Source organism: Pseudonocardia sp. C8, assembly GCF_014267175.1.
Taxonomy (GTDB): Bacteria; Actinomycetota; Actinomycetes; order Mycobacteriales; family Pseudonocardiaceae; genus Pseudonocardia.
The window spans coordinates 3,097,184-3,115,459 of sequence record NZ_JACMTR010000002.1; the positions used below are offsets into that span (position 1 = coordinate 3,097,184).

Below are 18,276 nucleotides of genomic sequence, written 5' to 3' on the forward strand. Positions count from 1 at the left end.
GCTGCGCGGGCCGGATCTACGCTCGGTCCCGTGATCCGACGGTGACGGCGTACGGGCGCCTGCGGAACGTCCGCTGGTGGCGGTGGTTGCTGCTCGCCGTCCTCACCGCGGGCGCCACCGCCGCGCTGGCCGTCCTCGACGTGCCGTCGCCCGCGCTGTTCGCCGGGCTGTTCGTGGCCACCGCCGTGGCACTCGCCGGGCTCGGACCGGCCCGGGTCGCCCGGCCCGCCACCGCGGGCGGCCAGGCGGTGATCGGCGTCGTCATCGGGTTGCTGGCCCGGCCGGAGACCCTCGCGACGGTGGCCACCCAGTGGATCCCGGTGCTGCTCATCAGCCTCGGGACGCTGCTGGTCAGCATGGCTGCCGGGCTGCTCATGGGCCTGCAGCGCGGGGTCACCCCGCTGACCGGGATGCTCGCGCAGACCGCGGGCGGCGCGTCCGGGCTGGTCGCGATCAGCCGCGAGCTGGGCGGCGACGAGCGCACGGTCGCGGTGATCCAGTACCTGCGGGTCGGCCTGGTGACGGCGACGATGCCGGTGGTCGCCGCGCTCGCCTACGGCGCGCAGCACACCGTCCCGGCGGACCTCGCGCCGCCCGGACCGGGCGCCCCCTGGTGGGCCGGGCTCGCGGTGACCGCGGTGTGCGCCGCGATCGGCATCCCGCTCGGCCGGGTCGCGCGGATCCCCGCGCCCGCGCTGCTGGGCCCGATGGCCGTCGCCCTGGTCCTGAGCCTGACCGGGCTGACCGCCGACGCCGCCGTCCCGGTCCCGGTGGTCGACGTGGCCTACGCGGTCATCGGCTGGCAGGCGGGCCTGCGCTACACCCGCGCGGCCCTCGGCACGGTCGTCCGGCTGCTCCCGCTCGCCACGGCGCTGATCCTGGCCGTGGTCGCCCTGTGCGCCGGGCTGGGGCTGCTGCTGTCGCACTTCACCGGGATGACCCTGCTGGAGGGCTACCTCGCGACGACGCCCGGCGGGGTGTACGCGGTGCTGGCGACCGCGATCTCCTCCGGGGTGGACGTCACCTCGGTGGTCGCCGTGCAGGTGCTGCGGGTGATCCTCATGCTGCTGGTGGCGCCGTGGATCGCCCGGTTCGTGGGACGGCGGCTCGGCGCGGAGCCGGCCAGGTAGGTGCGGCCACGCCCCCCGTACGGCAGGCTGTGCACGATCGATCCGGACGGAAGGAACCGCTGCATGTCCGTGCACCAGCGCGCCGGCACCCCGGCCCGCCCCGAGGACCTCGTCGACGTCGACGCGCTGCTCGCCGCGTACTCCGAGGTGCACCCCGACCCGAAGGTCGACGTCCAGCGGGTCGCGTTCGGCACGTCCGGCCACCGGGGCTCGGCGTTCCTGTCCACCTTCAACGACGACCACATCGCGGCCACGAGCCAGGCCATCGTCGAGTACCGGGCCGCGCAGGGCACCGACGGGCCGCTGTTCCTGGGCCGGGACTCGCACGCGCTGTCCGAGCCGGCCTGGCTGACCGCGGCCGAGGTGTTCGCCGCGAACGGAGTCGAGCTCATGATCGACTCCCGGGACGGGCTGACCCCCACCCCGGCGATCTCGCACGCCATCCTGGTCACCAACGCCGGGCGCAGCGCCCACCTGGCCGACGGCGTCGTCGTCACCCCGTCGCACAACCCGCCCGCCGACGGCGGGTTCAAGTACAACCCGCCGGACGGCGGCCCGGCCGGCACCGAGGCGACGTCGTGGATCGCGGACCGGGCCAACGAGCTGCTGGAGGCGGGGCTGAAGGGCGTGCGGCGCCGGTCGTTCGACACGGCCGCCGCCGGGCGCTACGACTACCTCGGCGAGTACGTGGCCCAGCTCGACCAGGTGCTGGACATGGCGGCGATCCGCGACGCGGGCGTCACGATCGGCGCGGACCCGCTCGGCGGCGCGTCGGTCGACTACTGGGGCGCGATCGCGGAGCGCTACGGCCTCGACCTGACCGTGGTGAACCCGGCCGTCGACCCGGCGTTCGCGTTCATGACCCTGGACTGGGACGGCAAGATCCGGATGGACTGCTCGTCGCCGTACGCGATGGCGTCGCTGCGGGAACGGATGGCGAGCGACCCCTCTCCCTTCCGGATCGCCACCGGCAACGACGCCGACGCCGACCGGCACGGCATCGTCACCGCCGACGGCGGCCTGATGAACCCGAACCACTACCTCGCCGTCGCGATCGGCTACCTCTACGCCCACCGTCCGGGCTGGCCGGCCACGGCCGGCGTCGGGAAGACCGCCGTCAGCTCGTCGATGATCGACCTGGTGGCCGCGGACCTCGGCCGGACGCTGGTCGAGGTGCCGGTCGGGTTCAAGTGGTTCGTGCCCGGCCTGCGGTCCGGCGAGATCGGGTTCGGCGGCGAGGAGAGCGCGGGGGCGTCGTTCCTGCGCCGCGACGGCGCGCCGTGGAGCACCGACAAGGACGGGCTGCTGCTCGCCCTGCTCGCCTCCGAGATCACCGCGGTCACCGGGCGCACGCCCACCGAGCACTACCGGGAGCTCACCGCACGGTTCGGCGCCCCCGCCTACGCCCGCACCGACGTCGCCTGCTCGCGCGACGACAAGGCCGCCCTGTCCAAGCTCGACGCGTCGGCGGTGACGGCGACCGAGCTGGCCGGCGACCCGATCACGGCGAAGCTGACCCGGGCGCCGGGCAACGACGCCCCGATCGGCGGCCTCAAGGTCGTCACCGAGGCGGGCTGGTTCGCGGCCCGGCCGTCCGGCACCGAGGACGTCTACAAGGTCTACGCCGAGAGCTTCCGCGGCGGCGAGCACCTGGCCCTCATCCAGGCGGAGGCACGTGACGTGGTCGCCGCCGCGCTGCGTTCCTGAATCCCCCGTTCCCGAGAGAGGACCCTGCTCCGTGAGCACGAAGCACGACCTGGGTTTCGGCATCGACATCGGCGGCTCCGGCATCAAGGGGGCCCCGGTCGACCTGCAGAAGGGCAAGCTGGCCGAGGACCGCGTGCGGATCCCGACCCCGCAGCCGTCGACGCCGGAGGCGGTCGCGGAGACCGTGCGGCAGATCCTCGACGAGTTCGGCTGGACCGGCCCGTTCGGCTGCACGTTCCCCGCCGTCGTCCAGCACGGCGTGACCCGCACCGCGGCGAATGTCGACCCCTCCTGGATCGACCGCGACGCCGCCGGAGTGCTGCGCAAGGTCACCGGGCGGGACGCGCTGCTCGTCAACGACGCGGACGCCGCCGGGGTCGCCGAGGTCGAGTTCGGCGCCGCCGGGCGACGCTCCGGGGTGGTGCTGCTGGCGACCCTCGGCACGGGCATCGGGTCCGCCCTGATCGTGGACGGCCACCTCGTGCCGAACACCGAGCTCGGTCACCTCGAGCTGGACGGCCACGACGCCGAGACCCGCGCCGCGGACTCCGCCCGGGAACGCGAGGACCTCGGCTGGCCGGAGTGGGGCGAGCGCCTGACCCGCTACTTCACCCACGTCGAGAACCTGCTGTGGCCGGACCTGATCGTGGTCGGCGGCGGGGTCAGCAAGAAGTTCGCCAAGTGGTCGCCGTACGTGAAGACCCGCACGCGGATGATCCCCGCGACGCTGCTGAACGAGGCGGGGATCATCGGCGCGGCGCTTCTCGCGCACCGGGGTGAGCGCCGGTAGGCGGCTCTCAGGTGATCGGCGGCCCGTAGGTCATCCGGACGACGCCGTTCTCGTACGCCTCGGTCTCCACCAGCCGCAGCGGGATCCGCTGGCCCTCGGTGAACAGCTTCAGCCCGGAGCCCAGCGCGATCGGGTAGACGAACAGGTTCAGCGTGTCGACCAGGCCGTCGGCGAGCATCGCCCGGACCAGGGTCGCGCTGCCGCTGACGTAGATGCCGCCGTCGGTGTCGTCCTTGAGCTGCTGGATCCGCTTCGGGTCGTACGGCCCCAGTACCGTCGAGTTCTCCCACTCCAGCGGATCGGCCAGTGTGGACGTCACGACGTGCTTGGGCGCCCCGTTGAAGAACGCTCCCCCGGACTCGACGTCGTGCCCGCGGGCCGACCACGCCGGGTAGAACCCCTCGTAGGTGGTGCGGCCCAGCAGGATCGCCTGGTCGCAGAGCTTGCCGATGGCCTCACCCATACCCTCGGTGAAGCCGAACTCCGCGGTCCAGGTCGGCTCCTCGATGACGCCGTCGAGGCTCATGAACTCGTGGACGTCGATCGTGCCCATGGTGTCTCCTCTGTTCTTCCGGGGTGGAGGTCTACGGTTCCGACCGCCCGGGTACGCGGAAATCATCGGCCGCCCGCTCGGGCCCGGGCCGGTTCAGGCGAGGCCGGCCACCGTCGCGGCGGCGCCCCGCGCGTACAGCGACTCCAGCGCGTGCCGGTACGCGCCGGCGAACCGCTCGTCCTCGGCGAGGTCGCCGAACACCGGCCGGTGGCGCAGGAACGCCAGCGGCTCGGTGCGCTCGCGCCGGGCCAGCGGGGTGAGCTCGGCGGCGAGCCGGTCCTGCTGCGGGACGGGCTCGCCCTGCTCGTCGGTGCCCTCGGCGTACCGGCACCACCCGGCGACGACGGCGGCCGCCCGGTCCACCGGCCCGCCCGCGGCCAGCTGCTCCCGCACCACCGGCAACAGGAAGATCGAGATCCGGTCGGAGCTGCCGTAGTTGATCCGCATCAGGGTGTCGGCGACGCCCGGGTTGGCGAACCGCTCCAGCAGCGTGTCCTTGTACGCGTCGAGGTCGATACCGGGCACCGGGCGCAGCGTCGGCGTGGCCTCGTCGTCCATGTAGCCGCGCAGGAACGCCGCGAACGCTGGGTCCCGGGCGACCTCGTGCACGTAGCGGTGCCCGGCGAGGTAACCGAGGTAGCCCAGCGCCTGGTGGGTGGCGTTGAGCAGGCGCAGCTTCATGAACTCGTAGGGCACGACGTCGTCGACGAGCTGGACCCCGACCCGCTCGAACTCCGGGCGGCCCGCGGCGAAGTCGTCCTCGAGCACCCACTGGGAGAACGGCTCGCAGACGACCGGCCAGCCGTCGCGCAGGCCGAACCGCTCGGCCAGCGCCTCCCGGTCGGCGTCCGCCGTGGCCGGGGTGATCCGGTCCACCATGGAGTTCGGGAAGGTGACGTTCGCGGCGACCCAGGGGCCGAGCTCGGGGTCGCGCAGCTGGGCGACCCCGGTGACCACCCGGCGGGCCACGTCGCCGTTGCCCTGCATGTTGTCGCAGCTCATGATCGTCAGCGGTCCCGTGCCCCGGTCGCGGCGCCGGGCCAGGCCCTCGACGACCAGCCCGAACGCGCCGGTCGGGCGGTCCGCGGCGAGGTCGGCCCGGATCCCGGGGAACTCCGGGTCGAACTCGCCGGTCTTCTGGTCGATCGCGTAGCCGCCCTCGGTGATCGTGAGCGAGACGATCCGGGTGTCCGGGTGCGCGATCCGCTCGATCACCGCCTCCGGGTCGTCGGGCGCGTACAGGTAGTCCACGAGGGACCCGACCACACGCGGCGCCAGTGACCCGTCGGCCTCCTTGCGGACCAGTGTGTACAGCCCGTCCTGGGCGCGCAGGACGTCGCGCATCCGGTCGTCCGAGGCGAGCACGCCGACGCCGCAGATGCCCCAGTCCCGGGCCTCGCCCGCCGTGAGCAGCGCGTCGACGTACATCGCCAGGTGGGCCCGGTGGAACCCGCCGACTCCGATGTGGACGATCCCGGTCCGGACGCCGGACCGGTCGTAGCCGGGGACGTCCACCCCCGGCACGCCCTCGCTCCAGATCGTGGCCTCGTCCAGCGAGCGCATGGTTCCCACTTCCCGGGTTCGGCTCCGTCGGCGCGGACAACGCGACCGACCCTACCGCGCCGGAGGTCCCCCGTGCCGACCTCGGCCGCAAGCTGAACGGCGCGCCGGTCAGTAATCGCAAGCATGCCTGTGCACTGGGGTTTTCCGGAACGATCCTTGCGATCAGCGCAAGTCCGCCCTTAAGGTCCCCGCCATGACCGCTCCCCCTCCGGCCCCGCCCGGCGACGACGCCGTCGCCGCCCGGGTGCGCGAGCTGCTGGACCGGGACGGGTGGACCCAGCGCCGGTTCGCCGCGGCCATCGGGCTCGACGAGACGAAGCTGTCGAAGTCGCTCGCCGGCCGCCGCCGGTTCGCCGCGGGCGAGCTGGTCGCGATCGCCGACGTCACCGGCGAGACGGTGAACCGGCTGCTGCACGGCCGCGACGACGCGCGCACCCACACCGCCGTGCCGGGCGGCTCGGCCGCGCCGCGCAGCACGGCCGCGCCGCAGGGGTCCCGCGAGACACGGCGCCGGATCCTCGAGGCGGCCTGGGTCCTGATCGCCGACCGCGGATACCACCGGGTGCGGACCTCGGACGTCGCCCGGGCCTGCGGGACCAGCCCGGCCACCATCCACTACCACTTCCCGAGCCGGTCGGCCCTGCTCGACGAGGCGTTGCGGCACAACGTGAAGCTCGCCTTCGACCGGCAGGTCGCCGAGCTCGGGGAGATCGCCGACCCGCACGTGCGGCTGCTGCGGCTGATCGACCTGCAGCTGCCGGAGGGCGAGCTGCTGCGCCGCGAGTGGTCGATCTGGATCCAGGTCTGGGCCGAGTCGGCGATCGACCCCACCCGGCGCGGGCTGTACTGGGACTCCTACGACCGCTGGTACCGCAGCGTGGCCATGACCCTGGCCGACGGCGCCCGGACCGGCGTGTTCGTCCCCGGGGCCGAGGCGCTCGCCCGCCCGCTCACCGCGCTCGTCGACGGCCTCGGCATCCAGGTCATGGCCGGGACGCCCGGCGCCGCCTGCGCCGAGATGCGCGCGGTGCTGCACGACTACATCGACCGGGCCGTGCTCGGCGGTCCGGGAACCACCACCGACCGGACGGAGACCGGATGAACCGTGACGTCATCATCACCTGCGCGGTGACCGGAGCCGGGGACACCCCGGGCCGGAGCCCGCACGTGCCCGTCACCCCGGCGGCGATCGCTGCCGACGCGATCGCCGCGGCCCGCGCGGGCGCCGCCGTCGTGCACATCCACGTGCGCGACCCCGAGACCGGCGACCCGTCCCGGGCCGTCGAGCTCTACCGCGACACGGTCACCCGCATCCGGGACGCGGGCGTCGACGTCGTGCTGAACCTGACCGCCGGCATGGGCGGCGACCTGGTGATCGATGCCGAGGACCCGCTGAAGCCGGTCGACGGCACCGACCTGGTCAACGCCCTCGAGCGGCTCCCGCACGTCGAGGAGCTGCTCCCGGACATCTGCACGCTCGACTGCGGCTCGCTGAACTTCGGCGAGGGCAACCAGCTCTACGTGTCCACACCGGACATGTTGCGGACCGGGGCGAAGCGCGTGCAGGAGCTCGGCGTGAAGCCCGAGCTGGAGATCTTCGACACCGGCCAGCTGTGGTTCGCGTCCACGATGGTCGACGAGGGCCTGATCGACGCCCCGCCGCTGTTCCAGCTGTGCATGGGCATCCCGTACGGCGCCCCGGCAGACCCCGGCGTGCTGGCCGCGATGGTGAACCTGCTGCCCGCGGGCGCCAACTTCGCGTCGTTCGCGATCGGCCGCGACCAGCTGCCGTGGGTGGCGCAGTCGATGCTGCTCGGCGGGCACGTCCGGGTCGGGCTGGAGGACAACCTCTACCTCTCCCGCGGGGTGAAGGCCACCAACGAGCAGCTGACCGAGCGCGCGGTGCAGATCGTGCAGGATCTCGGCGGCACGGTCGCGACGCCGGACCGCGCGCGCGAGATCCTCGGGCTGGCGGAGCGGGCCGATGGCTGAGCGCGGCGGGACCGGCGCGCCGGCGGGCCTCCCGCCGGTGTCCTCGATCGGCACGGTGGCGTGCATCGGCGCCGGGGTCATCGGGGCCGGATGGGCGGCGTACTACCTGGCCCGCGGGCTGCGGGTGCGGGCCTGGGACCCGGCTCCCGACGCCGCGGAGAGGCTGCGCCGGGTGGTCGACGCGGCCTGGCCCGCGCTCACCGAGCTCGGCCTCGCCGACGGCGCGGACCGCGACGCCCTGACCGTGCACCCGACCGTCGCCGAGGCCGTCGCGGGCGCCGGGTTCGTCCAGGAGAGCGCCCCGGAGGACCTGGCGCTCAAGCGGTCGCTGCTCGCCGAGCTGGCCGCCGAGACCGGGCCGGACGTCGTGGTCGCGTCGTCGACCTCGGGGTTCCCGATGACCGACATGGCCACCGATGCCGGCGACGGTTCCCGGCTGGTGGTCGGGCACCCGTTCAACCCGCCGTACCTGATCCCGCTGGTCGAGGTCGTCGGCGGGGAGCGGAGCGCGCCGTGGGCGGTGGCCCGGGCCGCGGAGTTCTACCGCCACGCCGGCAAGTCGGTGATCGAGATGGAGCGGGAGCTGCCCGGGTTCATCGCGAACCGGCTGCAGGAGGCGATCTGGCGCGAGGCGCTGCACATGGTCGCCGCCGGCGAGGCCACCCCCGAGGAGATCGACCGCTCGATCACCGACGGGCCCGGCCTGCGCTGGCCGGTGCACGGTCCGTGCCTGACCTTCCACCTCGCGGGCGGCGAGGGCGGGATGGCGCACATGCTGGACCACTTCGGACCGTCGTTGAAGGCACCGTGGACCCGGCTGGACGCGCCCGAGCTGACGCCCGCCCTGCGCGACGACATGGTCGCCGGGGCCGAGGTCAGCGCCGGCGGCCGGCCGATGGCCGAGCTCGTCGCCGAGCGGGACCGGGCGGTGATCGCCGTCCGGCGTGCGGTCGAGGCGGCGCGCGCGGCAGGGCGCCCGTGACCCCGCTGCGGCACCACGACGTCGTCCGCCCGGAGTGGATCGACTACAACGGGCACCTCTCCGAGCCCTACTACGTGCTGGTGTTCGGGGACGCGACGACCACCCTCATGGACCACGCCGGGATGGGTGAGCGCTACCGGTCGGAGACCGGGTGCTCGCTGTACACGGTCGAGGCGCACGTGCGCTACCTGCACGAGGTCGGCCCGGACGCCGCGCTCGAGGTGCGCACCCGGGTGCTGGGCCGGGACGCCAAGCGGCTGCGGCTCTGGCACGAGCTCCACGCCGAGGGCCGGCTCGTGGCCACCGAGGAGCTCATGTGCCTGCACGTCGGCCCGGACGGCACCCGGCCTTTCCCGGACGGCGTCGCCGGAACGCTCGACGCGCTGGCCGCCAGCACGTCCGGCCCGGCCCCCGACCACGCCGGCCGGGCGATCCGCGACCTGGGTCCGGGACGGTGATGCGCCGGCCCCCGAGCTGAGTCCCGTTCGCGGTCCCGGTCCTGGCCGGGGCCCTGCTCCGAGGAGACACCTTTCATGATGAGCCCGACAGCGACGTCGTTCTCACGGCGCCGCCTGCTCGGCGGAGCGGCCGGCCTGGCCGCCGCGGCGTTCCTCACCGGCTGCGGCGGCCCCGCCGCGGCCCGGGACGCCGGCCCGCCGCGCCGCGGCGGAGTCCTGCGCGTCGGGGTGACCGGGGGCGGCGCCTCCGACACCCTCGACCCGCACAGCCCGGCGACCAACCCGGACATCGCCCGCACCCTCAGCCTGTACGAACCGCTGCTGCACTGGGACGACGCCTACACCCTGCAGCCCGCCGTCGCCGAGGCCGTCCGCCCGGAACCGGGTGCCCGCGCCTGGACCGCGACCATCCGGGCCGGGATCACCTTCCACGACGGCCGCCCGGTCACCCCGGACGACGTCGTCGCGACCTTCGCCCGGATCACCGACCCGGACGACCCCAAGTCCGGGGCCTCGCAGTTCGGGATCCTCGACCGGGTCGTCGTGGCCGGCGACCGGCAGGTCCGCTTCGAGCTGACCGAGCCGTCTCCGGTGTTCGACCAGTACCTGGCCGAGTACTCGTGCGGCATCGTGCCCGCGGACTTCGACGTGTCCCGCCCGGTCGGCACCGGCGCGTTCCGGTTCGAGTCGTTCACCGCGGGCCAGCAGAGCGCGTTCGTCCGCCACGACGGCTACTGGCGGCCCGGCCAGCCCCACCTCGACCGGCTCGAGCTGATCAACTTCGCCGAGGACGACGCCCGCATCAACGCGCTGCTCTCCGGCCAGGTCGACGCGATCGACCAGGTCCCGCTGTCGCTCACCGAGGTCGTCGGGTCCTACGAGTCGGTGCGGCTGCTCACCTCGGAGACCGGGTCGTGGCTGCCGTTCACCATGCGGGTCGACGTCGCGCCGTTCGACGACGTCCGCGTCCGCCAGGCGCTGCGGCTGATCGCCGGCCGCGACGAGATGCTGAACCAGGTGCTGTCCGGCCTGGGTGCCCGCGCGGTCGACCTCTACGCCCGCTACGACCCCCAGTACCTGGCCCCGCAGCGCGAGCAGGACCTCGAACGGGCCCGCGACCTGCTGTCGGCGGCCGGGCGGCCGAACCTCGCGCTCGAGCTGGTCACCTCCCCGATCCAGGCCGGCACGGTCGAGGCCGCCCAGGTGTTCGCCACCCAGGCGCGTGCGGCCGGCGTCGAGATCGGCCTGCGCCGGGTCGACACCTCGACCTTCTTCTCCGACCAGTACCTGCAGTGGGAGTTCGCGCAGAGCTTCTGGAACACCCGCAACTACCTCCCGCAGGCGTCGTCGTCCTCGATGCCGGACTCGCCGTTCAACGAGACGCACTGGGAGGACGCCGAGTACCAGGCCGTCGTCCGCCGGGCCCGCTCCGAGCTGGACCCGGCCGTGCGGGCCCGGCTGGTCCGGCAGGCCCAGCAGATCGAGTTCGACCGGGGCGGCTACCTCATCTGGGGCTTCCCGGACCGGGTCGACGCCCACCAGGCCTACGTCGGCGGGCTCGTCCCCAACCGGACCGGGCTGTCGCTGTCCGGCTACGAGTTCCGGAAGGCGTGGGTGAACGCATGAACCTGCTCACCAAGCTCATCCTCCGGCGCCTCGCGGTGTCGGTGCTGGTCCTGCTCGTCGTCTCGCTGCTGATCTTCGCCGCGACGCTGCTGCTCCCCGGCGACCCGGCCCGCGCCATCCTCGGCCAGCAGGCCACCCCGGAACGCGTCGCCGCGCTCACCGAGCAGCTGGGCCTCGACCGTCCGGCCTGGGAGCGCTACCTGTCCTGGCTCGGCGGCGTCCTCACCGGCGACCTCGGATACTCCGCCGCCACCCAGGGCCCGGTGGCGGAACTGCTCGGCGGACGGGTCACCGCGTCCGCACTGCTGCTCGTCCTCACCGCGGTGATCTCGACACCGGTCGCGCTCGCCCTGGGGACCTGGGCCGCGGTACGCCGGGCCACCCGGACCGACTCGGCGCTGTCCGGGGCCAGCCTGGTGCTGGCCGCGCTGCCCGAGTTCGTGATCGGTGTGCTGCTCGTGGTGCTGTTCGCGACCTCGGTGGTCCGGATCCTGCCCTCGGTGACGATCGCCCGGCCCGGTGAGCCGGTGTGGGCGCGGCCCGAGCAGCTGGTGCTGCCGGTGCTCACGCTCGCCCTGGTCGTCGTCCCCTACGTCATCCGGATGACCCGGGCGACGCTGTCCGAGTCGCTCGACGCCGGCTTCGTCGAGATGGCCCGGCTCAAGGGCCTGCCCGAGCGGACCGTGCTGTTCCGGCACGCCGTGCCGCACACGATCGGGCCGGTCGCCCAGGTCATCGCGCTGCAGCTGGCGTGGCTGGCCGGGGGCGTCGTCGTCGTGGAGTTCCTGTTCCGCTACCCCGGCATCGGGCAGGCGCTGATCGACGCCGTCGCCAACCGGGACGTCCAGGTGGTGCAGGCGATCACGCTGATCATCGCGGCGTTCTACGTGCTGGTGAACCTGGCCGCGGACGTCGCGGGGATCCTCGCCGACCCGCGGATCCGTCACTCGGGAGGGATGTCCGCATGAGCGCACCCACCGTGCCCTCGGGGCTGCTGACGCGGACCTTCCGCCGGCGCCAGGCCCGGATCGGCGCCGTACTGACCCTGGTCGTCGTCGCGGTCGCGCTGCTCGGGCCGGTGCTCGGCCCGGCGCTGACCGGCTACGGCGTCGACGACTTCGCCGGCCGCCCGTTCCGGGCCGACGGCCTCGCCGGCACCGACGACCTGGGCCGCGACGTGCTCACCCGGTTCCTCGCCGGCGGCGGCCCGGTGCTGCTGTACGCGCTGGCCGCGACCGCCATCGGCATCGTCGGCGGCGCGGTTGCCGGGATGCTCGCCGGGTACTCGGGCGGCCGCCTCGACACGCTGATCATGCGGGGCGGGGACGTGCTGCTGTCGTTCCCGCAGCTCGTGCTCGCGTTGCTGGCGGTGGCCGTGCTCGGCTCGTCCGGCTGGCTGCTGGTGCTGGTCATCGGCATCACCCACATCCCCCGGGTCGCCCGGGTCGCCCGGCAGGCGACCCTCGCCGTCGCGACCCAGGACTACGTGCTCGCGGCCCGGATGTACGGCGTGCCGCGGCGGCGGATCCTCGCCACCGAGGTGCTGCCGAACATCACCGGACCGCTGATGGTGGAGCTCGGGCTGCGGCTGACGTACTCGATCGGCTACGTGGCCTCGCTGTCGTTCCTCGGCCTCGGCGTGCAGCCGCCGGCCGCGGACTGGGGCCTGCAGATCAACGAGAACCGGATCGCGCTGATCGTCGCGCCGTGGGGCGTGCTGCTGCCGGTGCTCGCGATCGCGGTGCTCACCGTCGGTACGAACATGATCACGGACGCGCTGGCGAAGGAGTCCGCGGACACCACCGGAGAGGCGGCGTCATGAGCGACACGATCGAGTGCACCGGGCTGCGGGTGGCGACCACCGGCGGCCGGGAGGTGCTGCACGGGGTGGACTACGCCGTCGCGCCCGGCGAGATCCTCGCCCTGGTCGGCGAGTCCGGATCGGGGAAGACGACGGCCGCGCTGGCCGCGCTCGGCCACTTCCGGACCGGGCTGGCGTGCACCGGAGGGACGATCACCTTCCGCGGGCACACCGAGTCCCACGACGACCTGCTGGCGCTGCCCCCGGCGACACTGCGCGGGATCCGCGGCCGGCTGGTCTCCTACGTCCCGCAGGATCCGGCGCTGTCACTGAACCCGCTGCTGCGCATCGGCACCCAGGTGTCCGAGGTGCTGGCCGCGCACGGCCACGAGGGGGTGGCCGAGGAGCGCGTCCGGGAGGTGCTGGCCGACGTCGGCCTGCCCACCGACGACGCGTTCCTGCGCCGCTACCCGCACCAGCTCTCCGGCGGGCAGCAGCAGCGGGTCGGGATCGCGGCCGCGTTCGCGAACCGGCCCGACGTCGTCGTCCTCGACGAGCCGACCACCGGGCTGGACGTCACCACCCAGGACCTGGTGCTGGAGACCGTGCGCCGGCTGGTCACCCGGTCCCGGACCGCGGCGCTCTACATCACCCACGACCTCGCGGTCGTCGCCGGGCTCGCGGACCGGGTCGCCGTGATGCAGGCCGGCGAGGTCGTGGAGACCGGGAGCGTGCAGCAGGTGCTGACCGCACCGGAGCACCCCTACACCCGGGCGCTGATCGCCGCCGTCCCCGACCTCGACAAGGCCGTCGAGCGGGGGCCGGCCCCGCCCGGCGACGGCACGCCGCTGCTGCGGGTGACCGGGGCCGGGAAGCGGTACGGGTCGAGGACGGTGCTCGACGGCGTCGACCTCGAGCTGTGGCCGGGCGAGTGCCTGATGCTGCTCGGCGAGTCCGGTTCCGGCAAGACCACGCTGGCCCGCGGCCTGTCCGGGCTGCTCGGCCTGGACACCGGCACGCTCACGCTCAAGGGCGAGGAGCTCGCCACACCGCGCAGCTACGCCCAGCTGCGCAGCGTGCAGTACGTGTTCCAGAGCCCGTTCGCCTCGCTCAACCCGCGCCGCACGATCGGCAGCTCCCTGGAGGTGCCGTTGCGGCACCTCACCGACGCCGGGCCGGAGGCGCGCCGCGCGCGGGTGCTCGACATGCTCGGCCAGGTGCGGCTCGACGAATCGTTCGCCGGGCGCTACCCCGGCGGGCTCTCCGGCGGGGAACGCCAGCGGGCCGCCATCGCCCGGGCCCTCGTCACCGCCCCCGACGTGCTGGTCTGCGACGAGGTGACCTCGGCGCTGGACGTGTCGGTGCAGGCGTCGATCATCGAGCTGCTGGCGCTGGTGCGCCGCGAGCTCGGCACGGCGATGCTGTTCGTGACGCACAACATCGCGCTGGCCCGCGAGGTCGCCGACCGGATCGCGGTGCTGCAGGGCGGGCGGATCGTCGAGCAGGGCACCGTCTCCGAGGTGCTCGCGAACCCGCAGCACGACTACACCCGCCAGCTGCTGGAGCACACGCCGTCCATGGCGGCGGTGCGGTGAGCGGGGACCCGCGGGGGACGGTGGCGCCGGGGTTCGGCGCGGTCGCCGACGCGTTCGCCGCCGTCCTCGCGGACACCCGGGGCGGGGCCGCGTTCTCCGTGGTCCGGGGCGGTGTGCCGCTGGTGGAGCTGCACGGCGGGCTCGCCGACCCGGACACCGGGCGACCGTGGGACGCGGACACCGTCGCGGTGCTGTTCTCCGGCACGAAGGGCCTGGCCGCGGCCGCCGCGGCGGACGTGCTCGACCCCGACCTGCCGGTCGCCCGGTACTGGCCGGAGTTCGCCGCGGCCGGCAAGGACACGGTGACGGTCGCGCAGGTGCTCGCGCACACCGCCGGGCTGCCCTACCTCGACCCGGATCCCGCACCCGGGTCCCCGGTGGACGACCGGGCCTCGGCGGCCGTGCTGGCCCGCCAGGCCCCGCTGTGGGAGCCCGGCAGCCGGGTCGCCTACCACGCCCTGACCTGGGGTCACCTGGTCGCCGAGCTGCTGGTCCGGGCCACCGGGCGGGACCCCCGCCGGGTCGTCGAGGACGTCGTCGCCCGGGTTCCCGGCGCCCGCGTGCACCTGGGCTCGGCACCCCTGCCGGCCCGGATCGTCCGCGCGCCCGGCTACCGGATCTCCACCTTCCTGCAGGACGATCCCGGACGCCGCCGGATCGTCGAGCGCATGTACCGGGCGCTGCTCGACGACACCGACACGGTCAACTCCCCGGCCTGGTACCGGTCGGGCGCGCTGGCCGGTGCCGGGGTGGCCGGTGCCCCGGCGGTCGCCCGGTTCTACGCGGCGCTGGCCGACCCGGCGCGCTCCCCCGTCGCCGCTGCGGCGCTCGAGCGGGCCACCCGCCCGCACGCGGCCGGGCTCGACGCGATCAACGACCGGCCGCTGCGGTTCGGGCTGGGCTTCGAGCTGGCCGACCCGATCGGCACCTACGGCCCGGAACCGGTCGCGTTCGGGCACAGCGGCGCCGGCGGCGGGCGGCACGGGACGTGGCCGGAGCGCGGGATCGGGTTCTCGTTCGTCACCAACGAGATGCGCGCCGAGGACGTCGACGACCGCGCGTCGACTCTCCTCGGCGCGCTGCACGCGTGCCTCGCGGGCACGCGCGTCCCTAGCTGGTGAGGGACGCGGCGAGAAGCTCGACCGTGGCATCGATCCGCTCCGCGTCACCGGTGCTGAGGAAGTCCACGATGAGGCCGGTGAGCGCCGCCAGCATCAACGAAGCCATCAGCTCGGCTTCGTGACGGTCGCGGCCTTCGGAGACGAGCCATGTGGCGAAGTAGTCGGTCCAGTACGCCTGCAGATCCCGGCGCCTGGTTTCGGAGATCGCCGCCGTGTCGGCGGTCAGCATCGCCTCCATGTTCAGCCGCGGGAACGCGAACCGTTCCGGCTTCTCCCGCCACCAGCTCCACAGCGCTCTCAACGCCTCTGCGACGGTCAGTGCGGGGTGCTCGTCCCGCAGCTCGGTCAACATGTCCAACGTGGATGCGCGTGCGCGGCTCAGCGCCGCATCGATGAGCCCGTCCTTCGAACCGAACTGGTAGGAGATCGTGTTCGTGCTGACCCCGAGATAGGCAGCCAGCTTCCGCATCGAGAGCCCCGCGAGCCCGTGCTCGGCGAGGAAGGCGACGGCACAGTCGAGGACCTCGTCGGCACGGTCGGGATGAGCAGGCCGGCCCATGCACGCCCCTTCTTCCGTTGACGACCGATGGTAGCTGCACACCCCGGATCGGCCGGACGGTCACCTCTTGACCCCGCTTGGAACGATCGTTACGTTCGCTTGTAACGGTTGTCACGTATACGCCCGTCGGCCCGCGCCCACGTGGGGCGACGCCGTGCCCCGCCCCACCGGCCACGGAGTCTCCGCCCGGTGATGACCGGCAGGAGGAGCAGTACCAGTGATCGAGATTCAGGAACTCAGCAGGGTGTTCGGACTCGGCGACGACGCAGCTCGACGCGCACTGGCCACCGAGAACCCGGTCGGCACCGTACGCGCCGCCGGAGGTCACCTCGCCGTGCACGACGTGGACCTCACCATCGAGCGTGGCGAGCTGTTCGTGGTCATGGGGCTCTCGGGTTCGGGCAAGTCGACCCTGATCCGGATGCTCAACGGCCTCGTCCGGCCCACGACCGGCAGAGTCCGGATCGACGGCCAGGACCTGCTCACGTTGCGCGGGGCGGCGCTGCAGACGATGCGCAACCGAACGGTGAGCATGGTCTTCCAGAACTTCGGACTGCTGCCGCACAAGTCGGTCCGCGACAACGCCGGCTACGGGCTGTCGGTGCGCGGAGTCAACCGGCGCGAACGACGTGAGCGTGCGGACTGGGCGCTGGCAGAGGTCGGGCTCGCCGACTGGGGCGACCGATTTCCCGGCGAGCTTTCGGGCGGGATGCAACAGCGCGTCGGACTGGCTCGGGCGCTGGCCACGGACGCCGAGGTCCTGCTCATGGACGAGCCCTACAGCGCACTCGACCCCCTGATCCGCACCGAGATGCAGGACCTGCTGCTACGTCTGCAATCCGAGCTCCACCGGACGATCGTGTTCGTCACCCACGACCTCAACGAAGCGGTGAAACTGGGTGACCGGGTCATGGTGATGCGTGACGGGCGGTCGGCCCAGCTCGGGACGGCACTGGACATCATCAACGCCCCGGCAGACGGCTACATCCGTGACTTCACCGCCGGCATCGACCGGACGCGGGCACTCACCGCCGAGATGATCCTGCGCGAGCCGCTGCTGAGCGCCCGGGTCGTCGAGCACCCGGAGGACGTCCTGGTCAGGCTGGAGAACGCCGAGGCGAACGGTGTGTTCGTCCTCGACGACGATGGTGTCCTGCTGGGGATCGCCCGTGACGACACCCTCGCGCATGCCGTTCGGCACCGCGCGACCACCCTGCACCCGGCCCTCGTCGACGACTACGAGACCGTGGCTCGGGACCGCCCGTTGACCGAGCTGTGCCGGCGAGTGGGGCAGTGGCCGGTCCCGCTCGCGGTCGTCGACGACCAGTACCGCCTCCTCGGTGTCGTCCCGCGGGCCGCACTCCTCGCCGCACTCGCCACGCCAGTCCCCGACATCGATGGTCGCGGGGGGTCCTCCGACGACCCGTGCGTGGCCCAGGAGGAGGCCGTCCGTGCCTGAGATCGATCTCGGATCCTTCGCAGCCGCTCTCGTCGACTGGATGCAGGACAGCCTCCAACCGCTGTTCGACACCGTGTCGAGCCTTGTATCGGCGCTGGTCGAGGTGGTCACCGCAGCGCTGGCAGGTCCCCCGGCGCTGGTCACGATCGCCGTTCTGGTGGCCCTCGCAGTTGCCACCCGTCGCCCTGCGTTCATCGGATACGCGGTCCTGTCGCTGCTGCTGATCAATGCGATGGGGTTGTGGACCGACGCCATGCACACACTCGCTCTCGTTCTCGTCGCCGCCGTCGTCGCGCTGATGATCGGCATACCCCTGGGGATCGTGACCGCATACAGCCGGACCGTCGCGTTCGTCGTGCGCCCGATGCTCGACCTTGCGCAGACGATGCCGGTCTTCGTCTACCTGATTCCTGCGGTGTTCCTGTTCGGCATCGGCGCGACACCAGGTGTGGTCGCCACCATCGTTTTCGCGGTCGCTCCGGCGGTTCGACTCACCGAGTTGGGCATTCGTGAAGTCGATCCCTCGGTGGTCGAGGCGGCCGTCTCCTTCGGTGCCGGTCGATGGCAGATCCTGACCGAGGTGCACCTGCCCCTCGCGATGCGATCGATCATGACCGGGGTCAACCAGGTGATCATGATGTCGCTCTCCATGGTCGTCATCGCCGGGATGGTCGGCGCCGACGGTCTCGGCGAGCTCGTCGTCCAGGCGGTGTCGTCGCTGGATGTCGCCGGCGGCTTCCAGAGCGGCCTCGCCGTCGTCCTCCTCGCGATTTACCTGGACCGGCTCTCCGGATCGGTCGCAACCTCACCTGGCGGTCGCCCCCGCGGCACCGTCGCCGGACTGCTCGGTCGCCGGGGCCCCACCACGACGCCGGACAAGCCCGGCACGACCTCGCCCGCTCCGGCCTGACCGCTTCCCCTGACGTTGAAAGGCATTCCC

Annotated in this window: 17 protein-coding genes; 14 read left to right on the plus strand and 3 right to left on the minus strand. The window is 73.3% G+C overall.

Going from position 1 to position 18,276, the window contains the following annotated elements:
- Positions 1 to 41 precede the first annotated feature (41 nt).
- From H7X46_RS14935 to ppgK, 3 genes are all read left to right on the plus strand, one after another.
- A complete protein-coding gene (locus H7X46_RS14935; RefSeq protein ID WP_186359978.1) occupies positions 42 to 1,130 on the plus strand; it encodes an AbrB family transcriptional regulator in 1,089 nt (362 codons plus the stop codon).
- Between the two features lie 63 nt (positions 1,131 to 1,193).
- On the plus strand, positions 1,194 to 2,837 hold the full coding sequence (gene pgm, locus H7X46_RS14940) for a phosphoglucomutase (alpha-D-glucose-1,6-bisphosphate-dependent) (protein WP_186359979.1): 1,644 nt from the start codon (positions 1,194 to 1,196) through the stop codon (positions 2,835 to 2,837).
- 31 nt (positions 2,838 to 2,868) lie between these two features.
- On the plus strand, positions 2,869 to 3,627 hold the full coding sequence (ppgK, locus tag H7X46_RS14945) for a polyphosphate--glucose phosphotransferase (RefSeq protein ID WP_186359980.1): 759 nt from the start codon (positions 2,869 to 2,871) through the stop codon (positions 3,625 to 3,627).
- A gap of 7 nt (positions 3,628 to 3,634) precedes the next feature.
- Here the strand turns inward: ppgK and H7X46_RS14950 are convergent, their stop codons facing one another.
- Both H7X46_RS14950 and H7X46_RS14955 read right to left on the minus strand, forming a co-directional pair.
- Positions 3,635 to 4,180 carry a dihydrofolate reductase family protein gene (locus H7X46_RS14950; protein WP_186359981.1) on the minus strand — a complete coding sequence of 182 codons (546 nt, stop codon included), beginning with the start codon at positions 4,178 to 4,180 and terminating at the stop codon, positions 3,635 to 3,637.
- Between the two features lie 93 nt (positions 4,181 to 4,273).
- Entirely contained in the window at positions 4,274 to 5,743 is a 1,470-nt protein-coding gene (locus H7X46_RS14955; protein WP_186359982.1) for a mannitol dehydrogenase family protein, read from the minus strand.
- Positions 5,744 to 5,936: 193 nt separating this feature from the next.
- On the opposite strand from H7X46_RS14955, the gene H7X46_RS14960 reads away from it, so the two are divergent.
- The 9 genes from H7X46_RS14960 to H7X46_RS15000 all read left to right on the plus strand — a co-directional run bounded on the left by H7X46_RS14960 (position 5,937) and on the right by H7X46_RS15000 (position 15,318).
- On the plus strand, positions 5,937 to 6,845 hold the full coding sequence (locus tag H7X46_RS14960; RefSeq protein WP_186359983.1) for a TetR/AcrR family transcriptional regulator: 909 nt from the start codon (positions 5,937 to 5,939) through the stop codon (positions 6,843 to 6,845).
- Positions 6,842 to 7,735 carry a 3-keto-5-aminohexanoate cleavage protein gene (locus H7X46_RS14965; protein WP_186359984.1) on the plus strand — a complete coding sequence of 298 codons (894 nt, stop codon included), beginning with the start codon at positions 6,842 to 6,844 and terminating at the stop codon, positions 7,733 to 7,735. The genes H7X46_RS14960 and H7X46_RS14965 overlap by 4 nt, the downstream gene beginning before the upstream one ends.
- Positions 7,728 to 8,717 carry a 3-hydroxyacyl-CoA dehydrogenase NAD-binding domain-containing protein gene (locus tag H7X46_RS14970; RefSeq protein WP_186359985.1) on the plus strand — a complete coding sequence of 330 codons (990 nt, stop codon included), beginning with the start codon at positions 7,728 to 7,730 and terminating at the stop codon, positions 8,715 to 8,717. The genes H7X46_RS14965 and H7X46_RS14970 overlap by 8 nt, the downstream gene beginning before the upstream one ends.
- Positions 8,714 to 9,175, plus strand: coding sequence for a thioesterase family protein (locus tag H7X46_RS14975; protein ID WP_186359986.1), 462 nt, complete (start codon positions 8,714 to 8,716; stop codon positions 9,173 to 9,175). Before H7X46_RS14970 ends, H7X46_RS14975 begins: the two co-directional genes overlap by 4 nt.
- Before the next feature lie 75 nt (positions 9,176 to 9,250).
- Positions 9,251 to 10,801 carry an ABC transporter substrate-binding protein gene (locus H7X46_RS14980; protein ID WP_186359987.1) on the plus strand — a complete coding sequence of 517 codons (1,551 nt, stop codon included), beginning with the start codon at positions 9,251 to 9,253 and terminating at the stop codon, positions 10,799 to 10,801.
- Positions 10,798 to 11,769 (plus strand): ABC transporter permease, encoded by a 972-nt coding sequence (locus tag H7X46_RS14985; RefSeq protein ID WP_186359988.1) that lies wholly within the window; start codon positions 10,798 to 10,800, stop codon positions 11,767 to 11,769. Before H7X46_RS14980 ends, H7X46_RS14985 begins: the two co-directional genes overlap by 4 nt.
- Complete coding sequence (locus H7X46_RS14990) at positions 11,766 to 12,623, plus strand: ABC transporter permease (RefSeq protein ID WP_186359989.1); 858 nt, start codon at positions 11,766 to 11,768, stop codon at positions 12,621 to 12,623. Before H7X46_RS14985 ends, H7X46_RS14990 begins: the two co-directional genes overlap by 4 nt.
- On the plus strand, positions 12,620 to 14,197 hold the full coding sequence (locus H7X46_RS14995) for an ABC transporter ATP-binding protein (protein WP_186359990.1): 1,578 nt from the start codon (positions 12,620 to 12,622) through the stop codon (positions 14,195 to 14,197). The genes H7X46_RS14990 and H7X46_RS14995 overlap by 4 nt, the downstream gene beginning before the upstream one ends.
- Positions 14,194 to 15,318 carry a serine hydrolase domain-containing protein gene (locus H7X46_RS15000; protein WP_186359991.1) on the plus strand — a complete coding sequence of 375 codons (1,125 nt, stop codon included), beginning with the start codon at positions 14,194 to 14,196 and terminating at the stop codon, positions 15,316 to 15,318. Before H7X46_RS14995 ends, H7X46_RS15000 begins: the two co-directional genes overlap by 4 nt.
- Here H7X46_RS15000 and H7X46_RS15005 read toward each other — a convergent pair.
- Positions 15,308 to 15,877 (minus strand): TetR/AcrR family transcriptional regulator, encoded by a 570-nt coding sequence (locus tag H7X46_RS15005; protein ID WP_186359992.1) that lies wholly within the window; start codon positions 15,875 to 15,877, stop codon positions 15,308 to 15,310. The two genes, H7X46_RS15000 and H7X46_RS15005, sit on opposite strands and share 11 nt — an antisense overlap.
- 217 nt (positions 15,878 to 16,094) lie before the next feature.
- Between H7X46_RS15005 and H7X46_RS15010 the strand changes: the two genes are divergently transcribed.
- Together H7X46_RS15010 and H7X46_RS15015 are read left to right on the plus strand one after the other, a co-directional pair.
- A complete protein-coding gene (locus tag H7X46_RS15010; protein ID WP_186359993.1) occupies positions 16,095 to 17,336 on the plus strand; it encodes a betaine/proline/choline family ABC transporter ATP-binding protein in 1,242 nt (413 codons plus the stop codon).
- Positions 17,329 to 18,246: an ABC transporter permease gene (locus H7X46_RS15015; RefSeq protein ID WP_370588782.1), complete on the plus strand. Its 918-nt coding sequence runs from the start codon at positions 17,329 to 17,331 to the stop codon at positions 18,244 to 18,246. Before H7X46_RS15010 ends, H7X46_RS15015 begins: the two co-directional genes overlap by 8 nt.
- The last annotated feature ends 30 nt before the right edge of the window (positions 18,247 to 18,276 follow it).

Bases quoted from the DNA above. Each gene is read 5' to 3' on its own strand.
- H7X46_RS14965 (WP_186359984.1), top strand. From the start codon at position 6,842: ATGAACCGTGACGTCATCATCACCTGCGCGGTGACCGGAGCCGGGGAC.
- H7X46_RS15005 (WP_186359992.1), bottom strand. From the start codon at position 15,877: ATGGGCCGGCCTGCTCATCCCGACCGTGCCGACGAGGTCCTCGACTGT.
- H7X46_RS14970 (WP_186359985.1), top strand. From the start codon at position 7,728: ATGGCTGAGCGCGGCGGGACCGGCGCGCCGGCGGGCCTCCCGCCGGTG.
- H7X46_RS14950 (WP_186359981.1), bottom strand. From the start codon at position 4,180: ATGGGCACGATCGACGTCCACGAGTTCATGAGCCTCGACGGCGTCATC.
- H7X46_RS14955 (WP_186359982.1), bottom strand. From the start codon at position 5,743: ATGCGCTCGCTGGACGAGGCCACGATCTGGAGCGAGGGCGTGCCGGGG.
- H7X46_RS14980 (WP_186359987.1), top strand. From the start codon at position 9,251: ATGATGAGCCCGACAGCGACGTCGTTCTCACGGCGCCGCCTGCTCGGC.
- pgm (WP_186359979.1), top strand. From the start codon at position 1,194: ATGTCCGTGCACCAGCGCGCCGGCACCCCGGCCCGCCCCGAGGACCTC.
- H7X46_RS14960 (WP_186359983.1), top strand. From the start codon at position 5,937: ATGACCGCTCCCCCTCCGGCCCCGCCCGGCGACGACGCCGTCGCCGCC.
- H7X46_RS14995 (WP_186359990.1), top strand. From the start codon at position 12,620: ATGAGCGACACGATCGAGTGCACCGGGCTGCGGGTGGCGACCACCGGC.
- H7X46_RS14990 (WP_186359989.1), top strand. From the start codon at position 11,766: ATGAGCGCACCCACCGTGCCCTCGGGGCTGCTGACGCGGACCTTCCGC.
- H7X46_RS14985 (WP_186359988.1), top strand. From the start codon at position 10,798: ATGAACCTGCTCACCAAGCTCATCCTCCGGCGCCTCGCGGTGTCGGTG.